Source organism: Streptomyces xanthii (assembly GCF_014621695.1).
Lineage (GTDB): Bacteria > Actinomycetota > Actinomycetes > Streptomycetales > Streptomycetaceae > Streptomyces > Streptomyces xanthii.
The window spans coordinates 157804-174764 of the sequence record NZ_CP061281.1 but is presented as its reverse complement, the minus strand read 5'-3'; the positions used below and the strand labels follow the sequence as shown (position 1 = coordinate 174764).

At 70.1% G+C, this 16961-nt stretch carries 20 protein-coding genes and 1 pseudogene; 12 read left to right on the top strand and 9 right to left on the bottom strand.

Annotation, left to right across the window (positions count from 1 at the left end):
• Window positions 1-86 precede the first annotated feature (86 nt).
• The 3 genes from IAG42_RS00815 (at window position 87) to IAG42_RS00805 (ending at window position 3863) form a co-directional block, all read left to right on the top strand.
• A complete protein-coding gene (locus IAG42_RS00815) occupies window positions 87-983 on the top strand; it encodes a universal stress protein (RefSeq protein WP_188335045.1) in 897 nt (298 codons plus the stop codon).
• Window positions 984-1278: 295 nt separating this feature from the next.
• A complete protein-coding gene (gene ppsA, locus IAG42_RS00810) occupies window positions 1279-3678 on the top strand; it encodes a phosphoenolpyruvate synthase (protein WP_188335044.1) in 2400 nt (799 codons plus the stop codon).
• A 2-nt stretch (window positions 3679-3680) separates the two neighbouring features.
• On the top strand, window positions 3681-3863 hold the full coding sequence (locus IAG42_RS00805; protein ID WP_188335043.1) for a hypothetical protein: 183 nt from the start codon (window positions 3681-3683) through the stop codon (window positions 3861-3863).
• Window positions 3864-3935: 72 nt separating this feature from the next.
• On the opposite strand, the gene IAG42_RS00800 is transcribed toward IAG42_RS00805, so the two are convergent.
• The 3 genes from IAG42_RS00800 to IAG42_RS00790 all read right to left on the bottom strand — a co-directional run bounded on the left by IAG42_RS00800 (window position 3936) and on the right by IAG42_RS00790 (window position 7320).
• Window positions 3936-4919, bottom strand: a complete 984-nt coding sequence (locus IAG42_RS00800; protein WP_188335042.1) for a 1-phosphofructokinase family hexose kinase — start codon at window positions 4917-4919, stop codon at window positions 3936-3938.
• A 368-nt stretch (window positions 4920-5287) separates the two neighbouring features.
• A complete protein-coding gene (locus IAG42_RS00795; RefSeq protein WP_188335041.1) occupies window positions 5288-5872 on the bottom strand; it encodes a rhodanese-like domain-containing protein in 585 nt (194 codons plus the stop codon).
• A 59-nt stretch (window positions 5873-5931) separates the two neighbouring features.
• Window positions 5932-7320, bottom strand: coding sequence for an MBL fold metallo-hydrolase (locus IAG42_RS00790; RefSeq protein WP_188335040.1), 1389 nt, complete (start codon window positions 7318-7320; stop codon window positions 5932-5934).
• Window positions 7321-7572: 252 nt separating this feature from the next.
• On the opposite strand from IAG42_RS00790, the gene IAG42_RS00785 reads away from it, so the two are divergent.
• Window positions 7573-7836 carry a metal-sensitive transcriptional regulator gene (locus IAG42_RS00785; RefSeq protein WP_188335039.1) on the top strand — a complete coding sequence of 88 codons (264 nt, stop codon included), beginning with the start codon at window positions 7573-7575 and terminating at the stop codon, window positions 7834-7836.
• A 262-nt stretch (window positions 7837-8098) separates the two neighbouring features.
• The gene (locus IAG42_RS00780; protein ID WP_262928300.1) at window positions 8099-8515 is read left to right on the top strand and encodes a hemerythrin domain-containing protein; all 417 of its coding nucleotides are present in this window, start codon (window positions 8099-8101) and stop codon (window positions 8513-8515) included.
• A 131-nt stretch (window positions 8516-8646) separates the two neighbouring features.
• Here the strand turns inward: IAG42_RS00780 and IAG42_RS00775 are convergent, their stop codons facing one another.
• Window positions 8647-9114, bottom strand: a complete 468-nt coding sequence (locus tag IAG42_RS00775; RefSeq protein ID WP_188335037.1) for a MarR family winged helix-turn-helix transcriptional regulator — start codon at window positions 9112-9114, stop codon at window positions 8647-8649.
• Between the two features lie 31 nt (window positions 9115-9145).
• Here IAG42_RS00775 and IAG42_RS00770 point away from each other — a divergent pair, with 31 nt between their 5' ends.
• Complete coding sequence (locus tag IAG42_RS00770; RefSeq protein ID WP_188335036.1) at window positions 9146-10213, top strand: bifunctional NAD(P)H-dependent oxidoreductase/GNAT family N-acetyltransferase; 1068 nt, start codon at window positions 9146-9148, stop codon at window positions 10211-10213.
• A 48-nt stretch (window positions 10214-10261) separates the two neighbouring features.
• Here the strand turns inward: IAG42_RS00770 and IAG42_RS00765 are convergent.
• Together IAG42_RS00765 and IAG42_RS00760 are read right to left on the bottom strand one after the other, a co-directional pair.
• Window positions 10262-10645: pseudogene (locus IAG42_RS00765) on the bottom strand (hypothetical protein); the annotation flags it as partial.
• 56 nt (window positions 10646-10701) lie between these two features.
• Window positions 10702-11346 (bottom strand): TetR/AcrR family transcriptional regulator, encoded by a 645-nt coding sequence (locus IAG42_RS00760; protein WP_188335035.1) that lies wholly within the window; start codon window positions 11344-11346, stop codon window positions 10702-10704.
• A gap of 92 nt (window positions 11347-11438) precedes the next feature.
• Here IAG42_RS00760 and IAG42_RS00755 point away from each other — a divergent pair, with 92 nt between their 5' ends.
• From IAG42_RS00755 to IAG42_RS00745, 3 genes are all read left to right on the top strand, one after another.
• The gene (locus IAG42_RS00755) at window positions 11439-12068 is read left to right on the top strand and encodes a dihydrofolate reductase family protein (RefSeq protein ID WP_223205792.1); all 630 of its coding nucleotides are present in this window, start codon (window positions 11439-11441) and stop codon (window positions 12066-12068) included.
• Window positions 12069-12185: 117 nt separating this feature from the next.
• Window positions 12186-12758, top strand: coding sequence for a dihydrofolate reductase family protein (locus IAG42_RS00750; RefSeq protein WP_188335034.1), 573 nt, complete (start codon window positions 12186-12188; stop codon window positions 12756-12758).
• A 61-nt stretch (window positions 12759-12819) separates the two neighbouring features.
• Window positions 12820-13032, top strand: coding sequence for a DUF4287 domain-containing protein (locus tag IAG42_RS00745; protein ID WP_188335033.1), 213 nt, complete (start codon window positions 12820-12822; stop codon window positions 13030-13032).
• 69 nt (window positions 13033-13101) lie between these two features.
• Here IAG42_RS00745 and IAG42_RS00740 read toward each other — a convergent pair whose 3' ends face one another.
• On the bottom strand, window positions 13102-13464 hold the full coding sequence (locus tag IAG42_RS00740) for a winged helix-turn-helix transcriptional regulator (RefSeq protein WP_188335032.1): 363 nt from the start codon (window positions 13462-13464) through the stop codon (window positions 13102-13104).
• Window positions 13465-13556: 92 nt separating this feature from the next.
• On the opposite strand from IAG42_RS00740, the gene IAG42_RS00735 reads away from it, so the two are divergent.
• Window positions 13557-14486, top strand: coding sequence for an NAD(P)-dependent oxidoreductase (locus tag IAG42_RS00735; protein ID WP_394811176.1), 930 nt, complete (start codon window positions 13557-13559; stop codon window positions 14484-14486).
• Window positions 14487-14608: 122 nt separating this feature from the next.
• Window positions 14609-15151 carry a hypothetical protein gene (locus tag IAG42_RS00730; RefSeq protein WP_188335030.1) on the top strand — a complete coding sequence of 181 codons (543 nt, stop codon included), beginning with the start codon at window positions 14609-14611 and terminating at the stop codon, window positions 15149-15151.
• 159 nt (window positions 15152-15310) lie between these two features.
• Here the strand turns inward: IAG42_RS00730 and IAG42_RS00725 are convergent, their stop codons facing one another.
• Together IAG42_RS00725 and IAG42_RS00720 are read right to left on the bottom strand one after the other, a co-directional pair.
• Window positions 15311-15784 carry a tetratricopeptide repeat protein gene (locus IAG42_RS00725; RefSeq protein WP_188335029.1) on the bottom strand — a complete coding sequence of 158 codons (474 nt, stop codon included), beginning with the start codon at window positions 15782-15784 and terminating at the stop codon, window positions 15311-15313.
• A gap of 127 nt (window positions 15785-15911) precedes the next feature.
• Window positions 15912-16289 (bottom strand): nuclear transport factor 2 family protein, encoded by a 378-nt coding sequence (locus IAG42_RS00720; RefSeq protein WP_188335028.1) that lies wholly within the window; start codon window positions 16287-16289, stop codon window positions 15912-15914.
• Window positions 16290-16517: 228 nt separating this feature from the next.
• Between IAG42_RS00720 and IAG42_RS00715 the strand changes: the two genes are divergently transcribed.
• Window positions 16518-16958 (top strand): Lrp/AsnC family transcriptional regulator, encoded by a 441-nt coding sequence (locus IAG42_RS00715; protein ID WP_188335027.1) that lies wholly within the window; start codon window positions 16518-16520, stop codon window positions 16956-16958.
• Window positions 16959-16961: the final 3 nt, after the last annotated feature.

Sequence of the window (16961 nt, the reverse complement as noted above, 5' to 3'; positions counted from 1 at the left end):
CGGGGACCGACCGGCCCTACCCGCACCGCGCCGCCCGGGGCGAGTGTGGGAACGATCCACTTCACGAACCGGAGGCGGTGAGGACGATGCGATCGTCCGTGGTGGTGGGCGTCGACGGATCCGACGCCAGTCTCACAGCCCTGGACTGGGCGGTCGACGAAGCGACACGGCACGGGCACCCGCTGCGTATCGTGAACGCCTCGCTGTGGGAGCGGTACGAGGGCGTCGTCCCCAGGTGGGCGACGGACCGGCCCTCGGGACAGGTGCTGGCGGAGAACATCGTCGGCATGGCCGAGGACCGGGCCCGGACCCGCGCCCCCAGCCTGGCCCTGTCCGGGGAGGTGCTCGCCGAGGACGCGGCCGGCGCACTGCTCCAGGAGGGGCAGGAGGCGCTGATGGTGGTCGTCGGCTCCCAAGGGCGTGGCGAGGTCCGGGATCTGCTGCTCGGATCGGTGGGGCTCATCGTGGCCGCACGGTGCCACGGCCCCGTCGTGGTCGTCCGTGGGGACCGGCACGCTCTCGAGGCACATCACCAGCGCGTCCTGCTGGCCGTCGGCGAACACGACGTCGACTCGTCCGCCGTGCGTTTCGCCTTTCGCGAGGCGGCCGTCCGGGACGTCGACCTCGACGTCGTGCACACCTGGCGCGAACCCGCCCATGAGCAGGTCGACCACCCCCTCCTCGTCGGCGCACCCCGTTCCTACAGTGCCCACCAGGCCTCGGAGCTCCTCGACAAAGCGCTGGAACCGGTGCTGCGCGCGTACCCCGAAGTCCGGTACCACCGGGCCACCGTCGAAGGCCCCGCGCACCGGGTGCTGATCCAGCGCTCCGCCGCGGCCGATCTGCTGGTCGTCGGAGCGCGCCGGCAACGGCACGTCGTCGGCCTGGAACTGGGCCGAGTCGCCCACCGCGCCCTGCACCACGCGTCCTGCCCGGTCGCCGTCGTACCCCAGGAACGCCGTTCCACCGAGTCGGACGTGTGAGAGGACAGGACACGCTCCGTCGGTGTCCGGGGCCCTCCGGCCCCCGCCCCCGTTGGGCCGACCGGTCCCGCCGCCTGCCCCCTCGGCACTGGGAGCGGCACTGCGCGGCAGGCACCGTAGGAGGACAAGGGCGACACCGAAGAGCCGTCCGGGCTCCCAGAGGTGAGCACGATGGAACAGACGCGGATCATCCGCCGGCCGCCGTCACCGCGCCGGCCCCGCCCTCTCGACCTGAGGACGCCCTCCGGTCGACCGCTCCCGTACTGAGACGACGGTGGGAACCGTGGAGGAAGCGATGCGATCGCCGAGCCGAGTCGTCCCGTTCACCGAGTTGAGCCGCCACGACGTCGGACGGGTGGGCGGCAAGAACGCCTCGCTCGGCGAGCTGACCAACCAGCTGGGCGCCGCCGGTGTCCGTGTGCCGCCGGGCTTCGCCACCACGGCCGAAGCGTACGACGAGCTGCTCGACAGCGGAGAACTGCGCGAGCGGGTACGGGCACTGATCGACCGTCTGCACCAGGGGGCACCCCTGGACGAGGTCGGCGAGGCCGTCCGTGCGCTCGTCCTCGCCCAACCTCTGCCGGCCGCGCTGCGGGACGCGGTGCTCACCGCGTACGCGCGCCTGGGCGAACAGGTCGGCCGGAAGGACCCCGACGTGGCCGTGCGCAGCAGTGCGACGGCGGAGGATCTGCCGGAGGCCAGTTTCGCCGGGCAGCAGGAGACGTACCTCAACGTACGAGGCCCGGACGCGCTGGTGGAGGCGTGCCGCCGGTGTTACGCGTCCCTGTTCACGGACCGGGCGATCGACTACCGCGAACGCATGGGCTACGACCACCTGGCCGTCGCCCTCTCCGTCGGGGTGCAGGTGATGGTCCGCTCCGACCTGGCGGGCGCGGGCGTCGCCTTCACGCTCGACCCGGAGACCGGCTTTCCCGGCGTGATCGTGGTCAGCGCCGCCTGGGGCCTGGGGGAGACCGTCGTCAGCGGCCGGGTCGACCCCGACGAGTACACCGTGTTCAAGCCGAGCATGAAGGACCCGGCGCTCGACCCGGTGATCGACGTACGCATCGGCGCGAAGCGGCTGCGCACCGTGTACGCGGACTCGGGACTGACCCGCACGGTCGAGACACCCGCCGGTGAACGCCACCAGAGGGTGCTGGACGACAGCGAGGTCCGATTGCTGGCCGGGTGGGCGGTGGCGATCGAGGAGCATTACGGCTGTCCCATGGATCTCGAATGGGCCAAGGACGGGCTGACAGGCGACCTGTGGATCGTGCAGGCACGCCCGGAGACCGTCCAGTCCCGGCGCCGGGCGGCGACACTGGTCCGCCGACGGCTCACCGTCACCCCGCCCGGGCCGCTCGTCACGGGCAGCGCGGTCGGCGAGTCGATCGGCCAGGGTCCCGTCGTCCTGCTGGACGCACCGGTCGACCTGGACCGCTTCCCCAAGGGCGGCGTCCTCGTCACGGGCATCACCGACCCCGACTGGGAACCGGTCATGAAAAGGGCCGCGGCCATCGTCACCGACCACGGTGGCCGCACCTCGCACGCCGCCATCGTCAGCCGTGAACTCGGCGTCCCCGCGGTCGTCGGCACCGGCAACGGCACACAGCGCCTGCGCGACGCACAGCCTGTCACCGTCTCCTGCGCCGAGGGCGAGAACGGTCGTGTCTACGAAGGACTCCTCCCGTACGAGGAGACGCAGACCGACCTCACGGAACTGCCGGCCACCCGCACCCGGGTGATGCTCAACCTGGCCGACCCGTCGGCCGCGTTCCGCTGGTGGCGGCTGCCCGCCGACGGTGTGGGGCTCGCCCGGCTGGAATTCATCGTCGCCCACCAGGTCAAGGTCCACCCCATGGCGCTGCTCCACCCGGAGCGGTTGAACGGTCACGACCGGCACGTCGTCGACCGGCTCACCGAGGGCTACCTCGACCGGGGCGAGTACTTCGTCGACCACCTCGCGCGCGGTATCGCCCGGATCGCCGCCTCCCGCTGGCCCGCGCCCGTCGTCGTCCGCACGAGCGACTTCAAGACGAACGAGTACGCCAAGCTGCTCGGTGGCCGGCCCTTCGAACCGGACGAGGCCAACCCCATGATCGGCTGGCGCGGGGCGAGCCGCTACTACAGCGACGGCTACCGGGAGGGCTTCGCCCTCGAATGCCGCGCGCTGAACCGGGTACGCGGCGGCATGGGACTGACGAACGTGATCGTGATGATCCCCTTCTGCCGCACGCTCGGCGAGGCCGACCAGGTCCTCGCCGTGATGGCCGAGCACGGGCTCGTGCGCGGCGAGAACGGTCTGCGCGTCTACGTGATGGCGGAGATCCCGGCCAACATCGTGCTGGCGACGGAGTTCGCCGAGCGCTTCGACGGCTTCTCCATCGGCAGCAACGACCTCACCCAACTGACCCTCGGCGTGGACCGCGACTCGGAGGCGCTCGCCCATGTTTTCGACGAGAGCGACCCGGCCGTCGTCCGCAGCATCGAGCGGCTCGCCGACCTCGCCCACCGGGCCGGCCGGCCCGTCGGTCTGTGCGGTCAACGACCCAGCGACGACCCCGCGTTCACGGCGGTCCTCGTCGCGGCGGGCCTCGACTCGATCTCCGTCGCACCCGACAGTTTCGCGGCGGTCAAGCGGCATGTGGCGCGGGCCGAGAAGGAGCTCCGCAGTCCTTCGGTCGGAAAGGAGTGACCATGCCCCGTAAGACACGCGGCCGCGCGGTCCGCCGGCAGGCACCGCCGCACCGCCGCTCTCATACGCCGACGGTCGGCAAGGTGCGGGGTGACCGGACCGGGACCTGCCCGCGTCCCGAGATGCCCATGCCCGCGGGCGAGCGTCCCGTACACACCATCCAGGTCCCCGAGTCTCTGCTGTGAACGCGGTGGATCCGCGTGATCACGAACAGGGACGGAACCCGGATGCGGACGTGACGAGTCCGCCGCTGACGGTCAGATTCCCCTCGGACGTCGATCGCTGTGGAAGGTGAGGCTCACATCGGGGAGGAGAGACTCCGCGACGGCCATGTCGAACGGCTGCGTACCCGGAGTGAGCACGCTCGCGGCGGCCACCGCCACACCCAGCGCGCAGGCACGGACCGGATCGTCACCCGCGGCCATGCGCGTGACGATCGCCGCGACCATGCTGTCCCCGGCTCCGGCGTCGCTGAGCGGTGCCGCCGGCAGGGGCGGTACGCGCATCTCGGTGTGGCCTTCGCGGGTCGAACAGAGCGCGCCGAGCTCACCGATGGTGGTGACCGTGATGTCGGCGGAGCCCGCGGAGAGCAGCTGGGTGTTGACCGCTCGGGCGTCGTCGAAGGTGCGCACCTCGCGGCCGAGCAGGTAGGAGGCTTCCTTGCGACTGCAGCGGAAGAGGAAGACTCCCTCGGCCAGGCCCTGGCGCATCGCAGGCCCGGACGTGTCCAGTACCAGTCGGGCTCCGGCATCTTTGACCCGGCGGGCCACGGCTCCGTAGAAGTCTTCGGACAGGCCGCCGGGGAGGCTGCCGCTGGCCACGACGTAGCGCTCGGCACTCAGTGCCCCGGCCAGCGTGTCCAGGCACCGCCGGCTCTCGGCCTCGTCGAGCCGCGGTCCGGGCGGCACGATGTGGTGGCTGCGGCGCGTCTCGGTCTCGAGGAGGACGAGGGCCTCGCGGGTCTCGCCGCCGATCGGGATGGGAACGTGGTCGATTCCCTCCTCGTCCAGCAACCGGTCCAGGCGGCGGCCGAGTTCGCGGCCCGAGGTGTGCAGGGCGGTGGCCGCGCCGCCGAGACGGGTGATGCCGCGGGCGACGTTGATGCCCCCGCCTCCGGGGGAGACGGATCTGACCCGGGCGCGGTTCTTGCCCATGTCGGCGAGGCGGGGGACGTCCCAGCACATGTCGATCGTCGGGTTCATGGTCAGTGTGAGTACGCGCTCGGCCGAGGCGGGATTCATGGTGGGCTCCCCACATGCACGGCAGTGGCGTCACTTCGACGCTAACGCCGGTGGAAGACTCGCGCACGCCCATGTCGCGCCCGCGCCGGCGTCCGAGGCGCCCCCCTCAAACCGGTCCGCCAGATCACGTTGCCGTCGCGGGCATGACCGGTGCGGCTCCGGCCGCGAGCGCGAGGACGACGGCGGTCATGCCACCGAGCCGCCCTCGCCGTGTGCGCCGGCGACCGCGTGTCCGGCGACGGCCCACCGCTTCGTGCCGCCCTGGCGAACCACGGCATGGCGGGACCTTTCGCCATTGCTCGTACGGGGATGGCGGGTCGGCCGCCGACCGGTCGCCGCCGGTCAGGGGAAGGTGGCGTGGCCCGTGATCACGTCCGGTTCCGCAAGGAGGCGATCACGGTGCGGATGTCGGTGCGCGGGCCGCGGTTGTAGGGCAGTTTGGAGAGCATCAGGCCCATGGCGCAGGTGTTGCTGACGGCGGCGAAGGTCAGTCCGGCGCCGACCGCGGTGCCGATCAGGTGCACGCCCGGGACGAAGAAGCCCACGACTCCGGTGACCAGCACGATCGAGCCCGCGATGAGACGGACCTGGCGCTCCAGCTCCCAGCGCTGCTCACCGCGGTTGACCGGGGCGCCGGATGCCTCCCAGGCGGTCATGCCACCGTCTAGGACGCGCAGGTTCGGCAGACCGGCCTCGGCGAGCGCCCGCTCGGCCTGCGTGGCGCGGGCGCCGGAGCGGCAGACGAGCACCACGTTCTCGTCGAGGTGCCGGCGCAGTTCCGCACGGTGCTCACGCAGGGTGTCCAGGGGGACGTTGTAGGCGCCGGGAATGTGGCTGGTCCGGAACTCACCGGGCGTGCGCACGTCCAGCAGGCGCGGACTGTCACCGGTCTTGATCAGGTGCTGGAGGGCGGCGGGCGTGAAAGCTGCGGCGCGCGAGGCGTCGGTCGTCATGAGAACTGCTCCATGGAAGCGATACGGGAGGGGCGGGTTGGCGAGGGGAGTGGGGCGGGTCAGGCGGACACGGGTGCGTGCAGCAGGTCCCAGGCGGTGTAGCCGCCCAGGACATCGGAGACGTCGTCGAAGCCGTGGTGGCGCAGCAGGCTCGCCGCGATGGACGAGCGGTGACCGCCGGCGCAGTGCAGGACCAGCGGCCGGTCGCGGGGAATCTCGTCGAGACGGCCGGGCAGCTCGCCCAGGGAGATGTGCAGGGCGCCCTCGATGAAGCCGGCGTCACCGCGCTCGCCGCAGGTGCGGACGTCGACGACCACCGGCGGGTTCTCTCCCTCCAGTGCGGCGCGCAGCTGTGCGGCGGTCAGGCGGCCGGCCGGGGCGACCTCCTCGGCCATGGCGGCCAGGGCCTCGTCGGGGGAGTCCAGGTATCCGGCCGCGCGGTCGAAGCCGATCCGGGCGAGCCGCGTGACGATCTCCTCCTCACGGTCCTCGGGCGCCATGACCAGCAGGTCCGCGTCGTGCGGCAGCACGGTGCCGGCCTGCTCGGCGAAACGGCCGTCGGCGGGGACGTTGACCGCCCCGCGCACATGCCCGGCGGCGAACTCCTGGGGGCCACGCGCGTCGACGACCACTGCGCCCGCGGCACGGCGGGCCAGGAAGTCCGCGGCGTCCAGTGCCAGCGGTGCGCTCGCCGGGTCGAACAGCGCGCGCTCCCGGCGGTTGAGGTCGGCGTCGTAGGCGAAGTACCCGGGAGCCGCCGACTGCCCGGCGGTGACGATCGCGACGAAGTCCTTCTCGCTCATCGGCGCGCACGCGTAGTTCGTCGCGCGCTGCTCGCCGATCGTCGACTGCCGCTCGGTGGACAGGTTCTTGCCGCAGGAGGAGCCGGCACCGTGCGCGGGGAACACGCGCACCTCGTCGGGCAGGCCCATCAACTTGCGCTGCACACTGTCGTGCAGCATCGCGCCCAGCTCCTCGGCGGTCACCCCGGCCGAGGCCAGCAGATCCGGGCGGCCGACATCACCGATGAACAGCGCGTCACCGGTCAGCACCCCGTACGGGACCGCGTCCTCGGCACGCTCGTACACCAGCACGCTGATCGACTCGGGGGTGTGCCCAGGGGTCTCCATGATCTTCAGCGTCACCTCGCCGAGGCTGATGGTGTCGCCTTCGGACAGCTCGCGTATCGCGTACTCGGTCTCGGCCCGCGCGCCGTAGCCGATCCAGGCGCCGGTGCGGGAGGCCATCTCCAGGTGCCCGGCGACGAAGTCCGCGTGGAAGTGCGTGTTGATGACCCCCACCACGGTGAAGCCACGGGCCTCGGCGTCGCCGAGGTACTCCGACACGTCCCGGCGCGGGTCCACGACCACGGCCTGGCCGGTGGTCTCGTCGGCGATCATGTACGACGCCTGGGACAGGCACTCGAGGTAGTACTGCGAGAAGAACACGGATACCTCCGGAACTAGCTGCTCGGATACCCAGGGGGGTATGCCTGGGGGTAGGGGTGGCCCACGTCGGCGGGCCGCTCGGCCCGCTGGTGGGCGGCGATACCCCGGGGGGTATTACGTCTTCGACGGTAAGAGGACGGGCTTCGCCTTGTCAAATACCCCCTGGGGTATTGACTGAAGGTGCGAGATCCTGGGTTGCCCATACCCCAGGGGGTATGATGGGTGAGGAAGGGGGGCGCGGAGGAGGATCGCATGCAAGTGGACGAAGAATCGGTGCAGCCCGTCCTGAACCGGCTGCGGCGCGCTCAAGGGCAGCTGGCGGCCGTGATCGCGATGGTCGAGGCGGGCCGCGACTGCAAGGATGTCGTGACGCAGCTCGCCGCGGTGTCCCGCGCGCTGGACCGGGCCGGATTCAAGATCGTCGCCAGCGGAATGCGCCAGTGCCTCTCGGGAGCCCCGGACGCGCCGCCCATGTCGCAGGAGGAGCTGGAGAAACTCTTCCTGGCCCTCGCGTAAGCGGCTCCTGGACCGCGATGCACCGCCACCAGGTGTTCCTGCGACGCCAACTGGACGGGTCGGGTGCCGATTTGGTGCCGTACTTCACACCCTGAGTCGGGGCGGATCCGTGAAGTCCAGTGCCGCCGATGATCTTCGCGATTATGATTCCGGGCAGCGTCGCGTGCCGGTGGCGGACGATCGTCAGGCATGGAGGCGTCATACAGAGAGGCCAATTTTGTCGACTGACCGCGTCACTGCCTGGGGCAAGGAACTGCAACAGGTGCACGCGAAACTGCGCAAGGCGCTGGCGCTGGCGCGGGCGGGGCTGGACAACGGCGACCCCGCCGACGCCACCACCGACCTGCTGCTCTTCTGCCACGGATTCTGCGCCGCCCTGTCCGGCCACCACCGCGCCGAGGACGGCTCGCTCTTCCCCGAACTGCTGCGAGCGCGTCCGGACCTGGCGCCGGTGGTCGAGAAGCTGAGCCAGGACCACAACATGATCGAGCACCTCATCGGTGGACTGCAGAAGGCAGTTGCCGAGTCGACCGACCCGGAGGTGGCGCACAGCCACCTGGACGGCATCGAGGCGGTCATGGAGACGCACTTCAAGTACGAAGAGAAGCAACTGGGCGCGGTGCTCGACGGCATGGACGCCGATTTCGACCGCACCGCGATCTTCGGCCCGATCAGCTGATCCGCGCCGTCCCGGTCGCGCCGCCCGCCGGCGGCGCGACCGGGAATCAGCCGTAACCCCAGCCGCACACCGGCGATGGCGACCGTCTTGCCCGTCGGCGGCGTAGGTGTGGGACCGGCCGACGTCGAGCGTCAGTCCTCGACGTCCTCCAGCTTCTCAGCGATGCGTTCGAGCGCGCTGAGGTCCTCGGGCGCGAGCCGGTCGATGAAGTGACGTCGCACCGAGGTGACATGCGCCGGGGCGGCGTCCTCGAGCGTCTCCAGGCCATGATCCGTGAGAACGAGGAAACAGCCTCTGCCGTCCGCCGGGTCGGGTGCGCGGCGCAGAAGGCCGCGCGCTTCCATCCTGGTTGCGTGCCGAGATAGCCGGCTGCGCGACCACCGCATCTTGGCGGCCTGCTCGTGCAGGGTGCTGGTGTGGTCGGGCCGCTCCGACAACGTGCTGAGCACCTCGTAGTCGGGCTCGGAAAGCCCGACCGCGCCCAGGTCACGTGCCGTGGCGGCCTGCACGGCGACCATCACGCGCCGGTAAGCCCGCCAGGCCCGCTCTTCGTCCGGGTTCAGCCAGCGCACATTCTCAGCCGATGACTTCTTTGACATGTAATCAATCTACCGGCTATTTTTCCTTTCCATGTCAACGAAAACGGTGCGCGTCCTTGTCCTGGTGTGCAGCACCCGACCCGGCGCCCTCGGTCCGGCGGTCGGCACGTGGTTGACCGACGCGATCGCGCCCCGCGCCGGGGAACTCGACGTCGAACTCGTGCCCGTCGCCCTCGGTGACCTCGGCCTGCCCTTCCTGGACGAAGAGGAGCACGCGTCCTCGGGCGTCTACGCGCACGAACACACCAGGCGGTGGAGTGCGCTCGTGGACGCCGCGGACGGCTTCATCGTGGTGACGCCGGAGTACAACCACGGGATGCCGGCGACCCTCAAGAACGCCCTCGACTACCTGAGTCGCGAGTGGGCATGGAAGCCGATCGGCTTCGTCAGCTACGGGAACACCTCCGCGGGCACGCGCTCGGTCCAGCACGCCAAGCAAGTGGTGACCACACTGCGCCTGGTGCCGTTGGGGCGCACGGTCGCGCTACGCATCAGCGAGGCGGTCGAGGACGGACAGGTCCGCCCGAGCGCCGCTCTGACCAGGGCCGCTGTCGGTGTCCTGGACGAACTGGTCCGCGTGGCCCACGCCCTGCGTCCGATGCGCGAAGCGGCACGCCCCGGCCTGTCTCCCGGCCCGCTGCCCGGTTCCTATCTGAGGCCGCTGACCCCGGAGGACGCTCCCGAGGTCACGGTGCTGCAGCGGTGCTGCTGGGTGGACGAGGCCCTCGCCAACGAGACCCTGGCCATCCCGGCCCTGCACGAGTCGCCGGAGCAGACGGGGGAGTGGCTGCAGACCTGGCACGCCGTGGGGCTCTGGCGCGACGGCCGGCTGCTCGGCATGGTGCGGGGACGGCGTGTCGACAGCGACTGGCACGTAGGCCGGCTCGCCGTCGTACCGGACCTGCGGGGTCAGGGGCTGGGCCGCTGGCTGTTGCGCACCGTCGAAGCCGCGGCGGAGCCGGACTGCCGCCGCATCGTGCTGCACACGGGCGTGCGGAGCCGGCGGAACATCGCCCTCTACCAGGGCGAGGGATACCGGTCCGCGTCACTCACCGTCGACGACGGAACCGTCCGTCTCACCAAGGACGCGATTGCGTAGAAGCGTGGCCTGCCGGCCCTGGCAGTCCGGTCTCGCGGGCTGGTTGATGTCCCGGCCGGCATCGGGGTGGGTGAACCGGACTGGTTTGCCCAACGATGCGGCGTAGGCGATTTCGGCTCGAGTGCTGTCCCCGATGTGGTCGCCGACGACGAGGACCTCGTCGGCGAGCCGGATCTTCGCACGGTGCAGTTCGCCGAGTCGGGCCTTCAGCCCCTCGGCCTCGACGGGATCGGACGCGAGCTCGCGCGGCGACTTCATGTCGCACCCCGGCTTGACGACGACCCTTCCGGCTTTCGTCTCCCGCAGATCGGCCTCCGCCATCTCGGCCATGAAGCGGGTGGAGCCGCAGATCGCGACGATACGGGGGAGGTTCAGGAGCTTCTTCGCATCGGTGAGTCGGTCCTCGGGAGTGAGCGGTTGTGGGTCCGGCACGGGTTCCTCCCGAGGGCTGTGGGGCGCGGCGCGGGTGTTGAGGGTGCCTGGTGGTGTCAGATGCCGCGTTCGATCATGTCGATGACGTGCTGGCCCGCGTCGTAGGCCTGGGTGGGGTGGAGGCCGCGCAGGGGGCCGTCGATGAGGAGGACGGCGATTCCGTGGACGGCGGACCAGGCGAGGAACTCGGCGCCTGGGCGCCGGTCCTCGGGCAGGAGTCCTGCATCCACGAGGCCGTCGAGGGCGTCGCCGAGCAGCTCGAAGGGGGTTTTGCCGGTGGCGCCCGCGGCGGTGTCGGCGGCGGCGTCGGTCATGTCGCCGGGGACGTGGAAGGCCGTGCGGAACAGGCCGGGTTCCTCCTGGGCGTAGCGGAGGTAGCCGGTGCCGACGGCGCGGAAGCGGGCCCGGGCGTCGGCTGCCGGGTCCTCGGTCGGCGGCACGGCTGCCTGCTCTGCCTCCATGGTGCGGGCGACCTGGGCCATGGCCGCCTGGGAGACGGCGTGCAACAGGGCTCCGCGGTCGGCGAAGTGGCGGTAGGCGGCGTTGGGGGCGACGCCGGCCTGCCGAGTGGCGGCGCGCAGCACGACGGCCTCCGGGCCGCCCTGGCGGGCGAGTTCGACGGCGGCCTCGATGAGCGCGTTGCGCAGGTTGCCGTGGCGGTAAGTGTCCCTTTTGGGCTTGTCTTCGTTGGCTGCCGCCATGGCCGCCACCTCCAATGTGGACAGCATCCACTTAAGTCGTCTAGGCTCCTGCTTGATCACTCGGGGGGCGCGGATCACCGCACTCCCCGAATGTGGACATCGTACACAAGGGGCGGTCGTCGGCCGACCCGACACATGTCGCCAAGGAGGGATCGCTGCTCATGGGCAAGATCACGCACTTCGTGCACCAGTCGCTGGACGGCTTCATCGAGGGCCCGAACGGGGAGTTCGACTGGCCGCGGATGGACGGGGAGCTGTCTGCCTACTCGCAGGCACTCACCGACAGCGCCGACATGTTCCTGTACGGCCGCAGGGTGTGGGACATGATGTCCGGCTTCTGGCCCCGCGCCGAGGAGTTCTCCACCCACGAGCACGACCTCGCCTTCGCGCCCGTCTGGCGCAAGGCGTCGAAGGTGGTCGTCTCCTCGACGCTGACCGAGGCCGACTGGAACACGCGCGTCATCAACACCGACGTCATCGAGCAGCTGACCGACCTCAAGAACAGTGGAGCGCACCTGCTGCTGTTCGGCGGCTCCACCCTGGCCGGCTACCTCACCGAACACGGGCTGATCGACGAGTACCAGATCTTCGTCCACCCCGTGGTGCTCGGCGGCGGCAAGCCCGTCTTCGCCGCCCCGCAGCAGCGCATCGACCTGACCCTGGCCGAGACCAGGACCTTCGACTCCCAGGTGGTCCTGCTCCGCCACGAACGCACCCGCTAGGCCGTCTCGCGCAAGCGGCCCGGCGGGTGGGCGGCGACCGACGATTTTTCCCGCGCTCAGCAGTCAACAGTCAGCGAACCATACGTACTCAGGCACGAGATACCGAGGAATCCCAAGATGCGTACTCTGATCAGCACCGCGTTCATCTCGCTCGACGGTGTCGTCGAGGGCCCCGGCGGCGAGCCCGGTTACCGGAACTCCGGCTGGACCTTCAAGGACATCGAGTTCCTCCCCGAGGCGTTCGACATCAAGGGCCGGGAGCAGCAGGAAGCCACCGCGATACTTCTGGGCCGGACCAGCTACGAAGCCTTCAGCCCGGTGTGGCCGGACATGGCGGACTTCGCCGACTACAAGGTGATGCCGAAGTACGTCGTCTCCAGCAAGCTCACCGAGGACGACCTGGTCACCAACTGGGGCGAGACCACGATCCTGCGCTCCCTCGACGAGGTCGCCGCGCTGAAGGAGACCGAGGGCGGCCCGATCATCGTCCACGGCAGCGCCGCCCTCAACCAGAGCCTCTCGGACGCCGGCCTGATCGACCGCTACCACCTGCTCGTCTTCCCGCTGCTCCTCGGCGCGGGCAAGCGACTGTTCAGCACCACGGACAAGGACACCCAGAAGCTGAAGCTGGTCGAGCACGAGGCCTACGCCAACGGCCTGCAGAAGAACGTCTTCGACGTCGTCCGCTGACCACTCCTCGTACCGCCACTGCTTCACCGGCAGCACACATCTGGAAGGACGGAAGCCCGACATGACCACCGCAGTCAAAGGCCCTGCCAGCTACTTCCCTTCGATCGAGAAGAAGTACGGTCGTCCGATCGCCGAATGGAAGAGCCTCATCCACGCCTCGCCCCTGACCAAACACATGGAACTGGTCAGCTGGTTCAAGGCCGAACACGGCATGGGCCACGGCCACGCCAACGCCCTGGTCGCCCACACCCTCGCCGAGGCGCGCGGCAACTGAACCTCCGGTGGTTCAGGGATATGGGGTTGTGGCTTCCTCGCCCCGCGCTGGCGAGGACCTGCCCCGTTCTCACGCGGCTTCGACGGGGACCTTCTCCGCGCCGATGCGCTGGATTCGTTCCTGACCCCAATCGGCCAGGGCCTCCAGGGCGGTGTTGAGGGTGACGCCGTGTTCCGTCAGGGAGTACTCGACCTTGGGCGGCACGACGGCGTACACCTCCCGGTGCACGAGGCCGTCCTCCTCCATCTCCCGCAGGTGCTGGACGAGCATCTTCTCGCTGACGCCCGGGAGCCCGCGCCGCAGTTCCGCGAAACGGCGCGTGCCGTGCTCGTGCAGTTCCCAGAGGATGAGGGACTTCCACTTGCCGGTGACGACGTCCATGGCCGCGTCGACTCCGCAGAAGTAGGGGCCTCGTCGTGCTGCCGTCGCCATGCGCGCCTCCCCGTCGCCCGGCGGTACTAACCTTCCGGTGAGTACTGCACTAATTAGTCCGTACTGTTCAACTCTACTGGCCCAGAAGAGGATTGAGGCATCAACGGAACCTTCCGCGTACGACCTCAAGGAGCAGTGACATGCACGAGACCCACGCAACCGACGTGAGCATCCTCGGACTCGGCGCGATGGGCACCGCGCTGGCCGAGGCGCTGGTGAAGGCCGGAGTGCGGACCACGGTCTGGAACCGCTCGGCGGGCAAGGCGGAAGCGCTCGTCGCCCGGGGAGCGACCGGGGCCGGCTCCGCCGCCGAGGCGGTCCAGGCCAGTCCGCTGGTCGTCGTCTGCCTCTTCGACCACGCCTCGGTGCACGAGGTGCTCGATCCGCTGGTCGACGACCTGGCCGGGCGGACGCTGGTCAACCTGACCACCACCAAGCCCGAACAGGCGAGGCAGTCGGCCGTCTGGGCAGCCGAGGCGCGGATCGCCTACCTGGAGGGCGGCATCATGGCGGTGCCCTCCATGATCGGGCAGCCGGGCGCCTCGATCCTGTACAGCGGTTCGGAAGACGTGTTCCGTCAGCACACGGCGCTGTTCGACCACTGGGCCGCAAGCACCTACTACGGCGAGGACGCGGGGCTCGCGTCGCTCTACGACTTCGCGCTGCTCTCGGCGATGTACGTGATGTTCGCGGGCTTCATGCAGGGTGCGGCCATGCTGGCACCGGAGGGCGTGCCGGCAAGCCGGTTCGCGGAGATGGCGGCCCCGTGGCTGACCGCGATGACCGGCGAACTCGCCGGCTACGCCAAGGTGATCGACGGCGGCGACTACACGGTCCCGGGACAGCAGAGCCTGACGTTCTCCAACCTCGGCCTGTTCCTGGAGGCGATCGCCGAGCAGGGGGTGAGCGCCGAACCGCTCGCCATGGTTCAGCGCCTCATCCGGCAGCAGGTGGACGCGGGCCACGGGACGGAGGGTTTCGCCCGCATCATCGAGAGTCTCAAAGCACCGGCGAGTGAGTGATCGCGCCGGCAGAGCGGTCCCCGTTCTCCCTGTCCTCCTGATGAACCGCGCCTGGATGCGCGACTCTTGGCGCATGGAGGACGTGAGAGTGTGCGAAGAGGCGAGCGGGCGGCCGGGTGCCCATGAATGACACCGTCGCTGTGGCGCTGGTGACCGGGGGATCCACACTCGTGGCGGCGGTCGTGTCCAGTTGGCTCGCCCTGCGAGCAGCCGGCCGACAGGCGCAGACGCAGCGGCTCCAGGCGAGCGAGGAGCGTCTCGAGGCCCGCGCCATGGCGCAGCGGGGGATCCGCCGCGAGGTCTACCGCAAGTTCCTGGAGCAGGCGTCAGAGACCCGACGGCTGGTCTTCGCGCTGCGGACCTCGGCCGACCTCGACCAGGCCGAGTTCGACGCCGCGGCCGGTCAGGCGCGCGAGGCGATCCGGGAACTGGCGGCAGTCGAACCATTGATCATGCTGGAGGGTCCCGAGCCCGTGATCGACGCGGCCGAGAAGGTCGTCGCCGCCCTGCGTCATGAACACAGTGCGGCCCGGGCGCTCTACCTGGACCGACGACCCGGCCCGTGGCAGAACTACGAGGAGGCGCAAGCTCGGCGCATCCAGGCTCTTCGAGATCTATGGACTACGGCTCGCAAGGCGCTCGGCAGCGACATCAGCACCGCGTGAGGCGGTGGGTGCCGGATCGGCATTCGTAACCACGCTCCGACGGGCACCCGCGCCCTCCGGTACGGCATGTCACGCGGTGACTGCCGTGCCCGGCGGACTCCGCGCCTGTGGTGACCAGCCGGGTCGCACGAGCCATGTGGCGGTGCGGCTCCGCTGTGACTACTCGGTGCCCCGGCCGCCGCCGTCCGCTTCCTCCCGCCAACGGACTGCGGCACGCCGGGACATCACGGTGTCGATGTAGTCGGCTCCGTGCACTCGCTCCATGTCGCGTGCCAGCCGTTCGAACGCCTCGGCGGCCCCGGCCGCATCTCCCGCTCTGCCGCGGAGGTTGGCCAGATTGTGCCGGGTGGTGAGGACCTGAGGGTGGTCCTCGCCCAACGCCCGTACCCGCTCCGCGAGCAGTCGCTGGGAGAGGTCCACGGCGCCGGCCAGGTCCCCGGTCTCGCTCAGGTAGTGAGCCCGGTGCCGGAGTGCCACCGTGTCGGGGTGCTCCTCGCGCAGCGTCCGATCCCGCCGGTCGAGTTCCTTCTCCGCCTGCGCGAAGGGGTCGCCCAGCGCTCTTCTCACCCGCACCGCACCGAACGCGGCCCCGACCGCGACGACCGTCCCCGCGATCACCCATCTCAACGACACGTCAGGCACGCCTCCTTCGCTCCGCAACGTCAGGCCGGCGCCGATCGCCCGGTGCCGGCCGTGGCGACCCGCCACCTCCATGGACGACCGGACGGCCCGCGTCAGTTGCGCCGGGCCACAGCAGAGGTCAGGACGCGGACGGCTCGATGTCCCCCGCGAAGACGATGACCTGGTCGATCAGGCTGCGCCGCAGATGGACGACGTCCGTTCCCGCCAGGCGGGGGCCTCCGTCCGGTGTGGTGAAGACCCACTGGTACCGGGCCCACTCGTCCGGCATGTCCACCGCCGAGCAGCGCACCATCTTGCCGGTGCCCGCCGGGTGGCGCCGGATGTCCAGTACGAACCGCTCGACCGCGGCGATTCCTTCGCTGCGCCCCAAGGGCCCCCAGAAGACCACGTCCGTGGTCAGGGCCTGGGAGAGGAGGGCGGTCACGGAGCTGTCGTCCGAGGCGTTGAACGCGGAGATGAATGTGTCGATCGCGGAGCGTGCCGTCTCTTCCTGCATGACCCAGTAATACCAGTCGTCGCGCGCCCGACCGCGCCGAACGATCCGCGCCCTCCGAGGCTGCCGGCGTACCTGGTGACACGGCGGCCGGCCCGGGGATCACGCACCGCGGACCATGGAGACGCTCGATTCTGAAACGCGAACCGTTGAATCGAGCGTATGAATCTGTCAGCATGCGTGAGACAGGTGAAGGACTCCTGTTTCGGGCAAGGCGGAGAGGAGCGCTTCATGGACGACATCGACCGGGCCATCCTGCGCGAACTGCAGATCGACGGCCGGATCCCCTACGCCGAGCTGGGACCCAAAGTGGGCCTGTCCCCGTCGGCCGCCCGGCACCGGCTGCAGCGGTTGATCGACACCAGGGCGGTCCAGGTCGTCGGTGTGACCGACCCGATGACCATGGGCCAGCAGACGATGGCGCTCCTCGGCCTGCGCATCGGCGGCGACTCCCGCGCCGTGGCCGACGAGCTCTCCCGGCACGAGGAGGTCGTCTACACGGTGCTGACCTCCGGACGCTACGACCTGTTCGCCGAGGTCGTCTGCTCCCGGCCGCAGGACCTCCTGGACTTCATCAACGACGTTGTACGGACCGTCGACGGCGTGGCGTCCGTGGAGAGCTTCCCCTACTTCGCCATCCACACCCACCGGTTCATGTGGGACGTCGACTAGCGG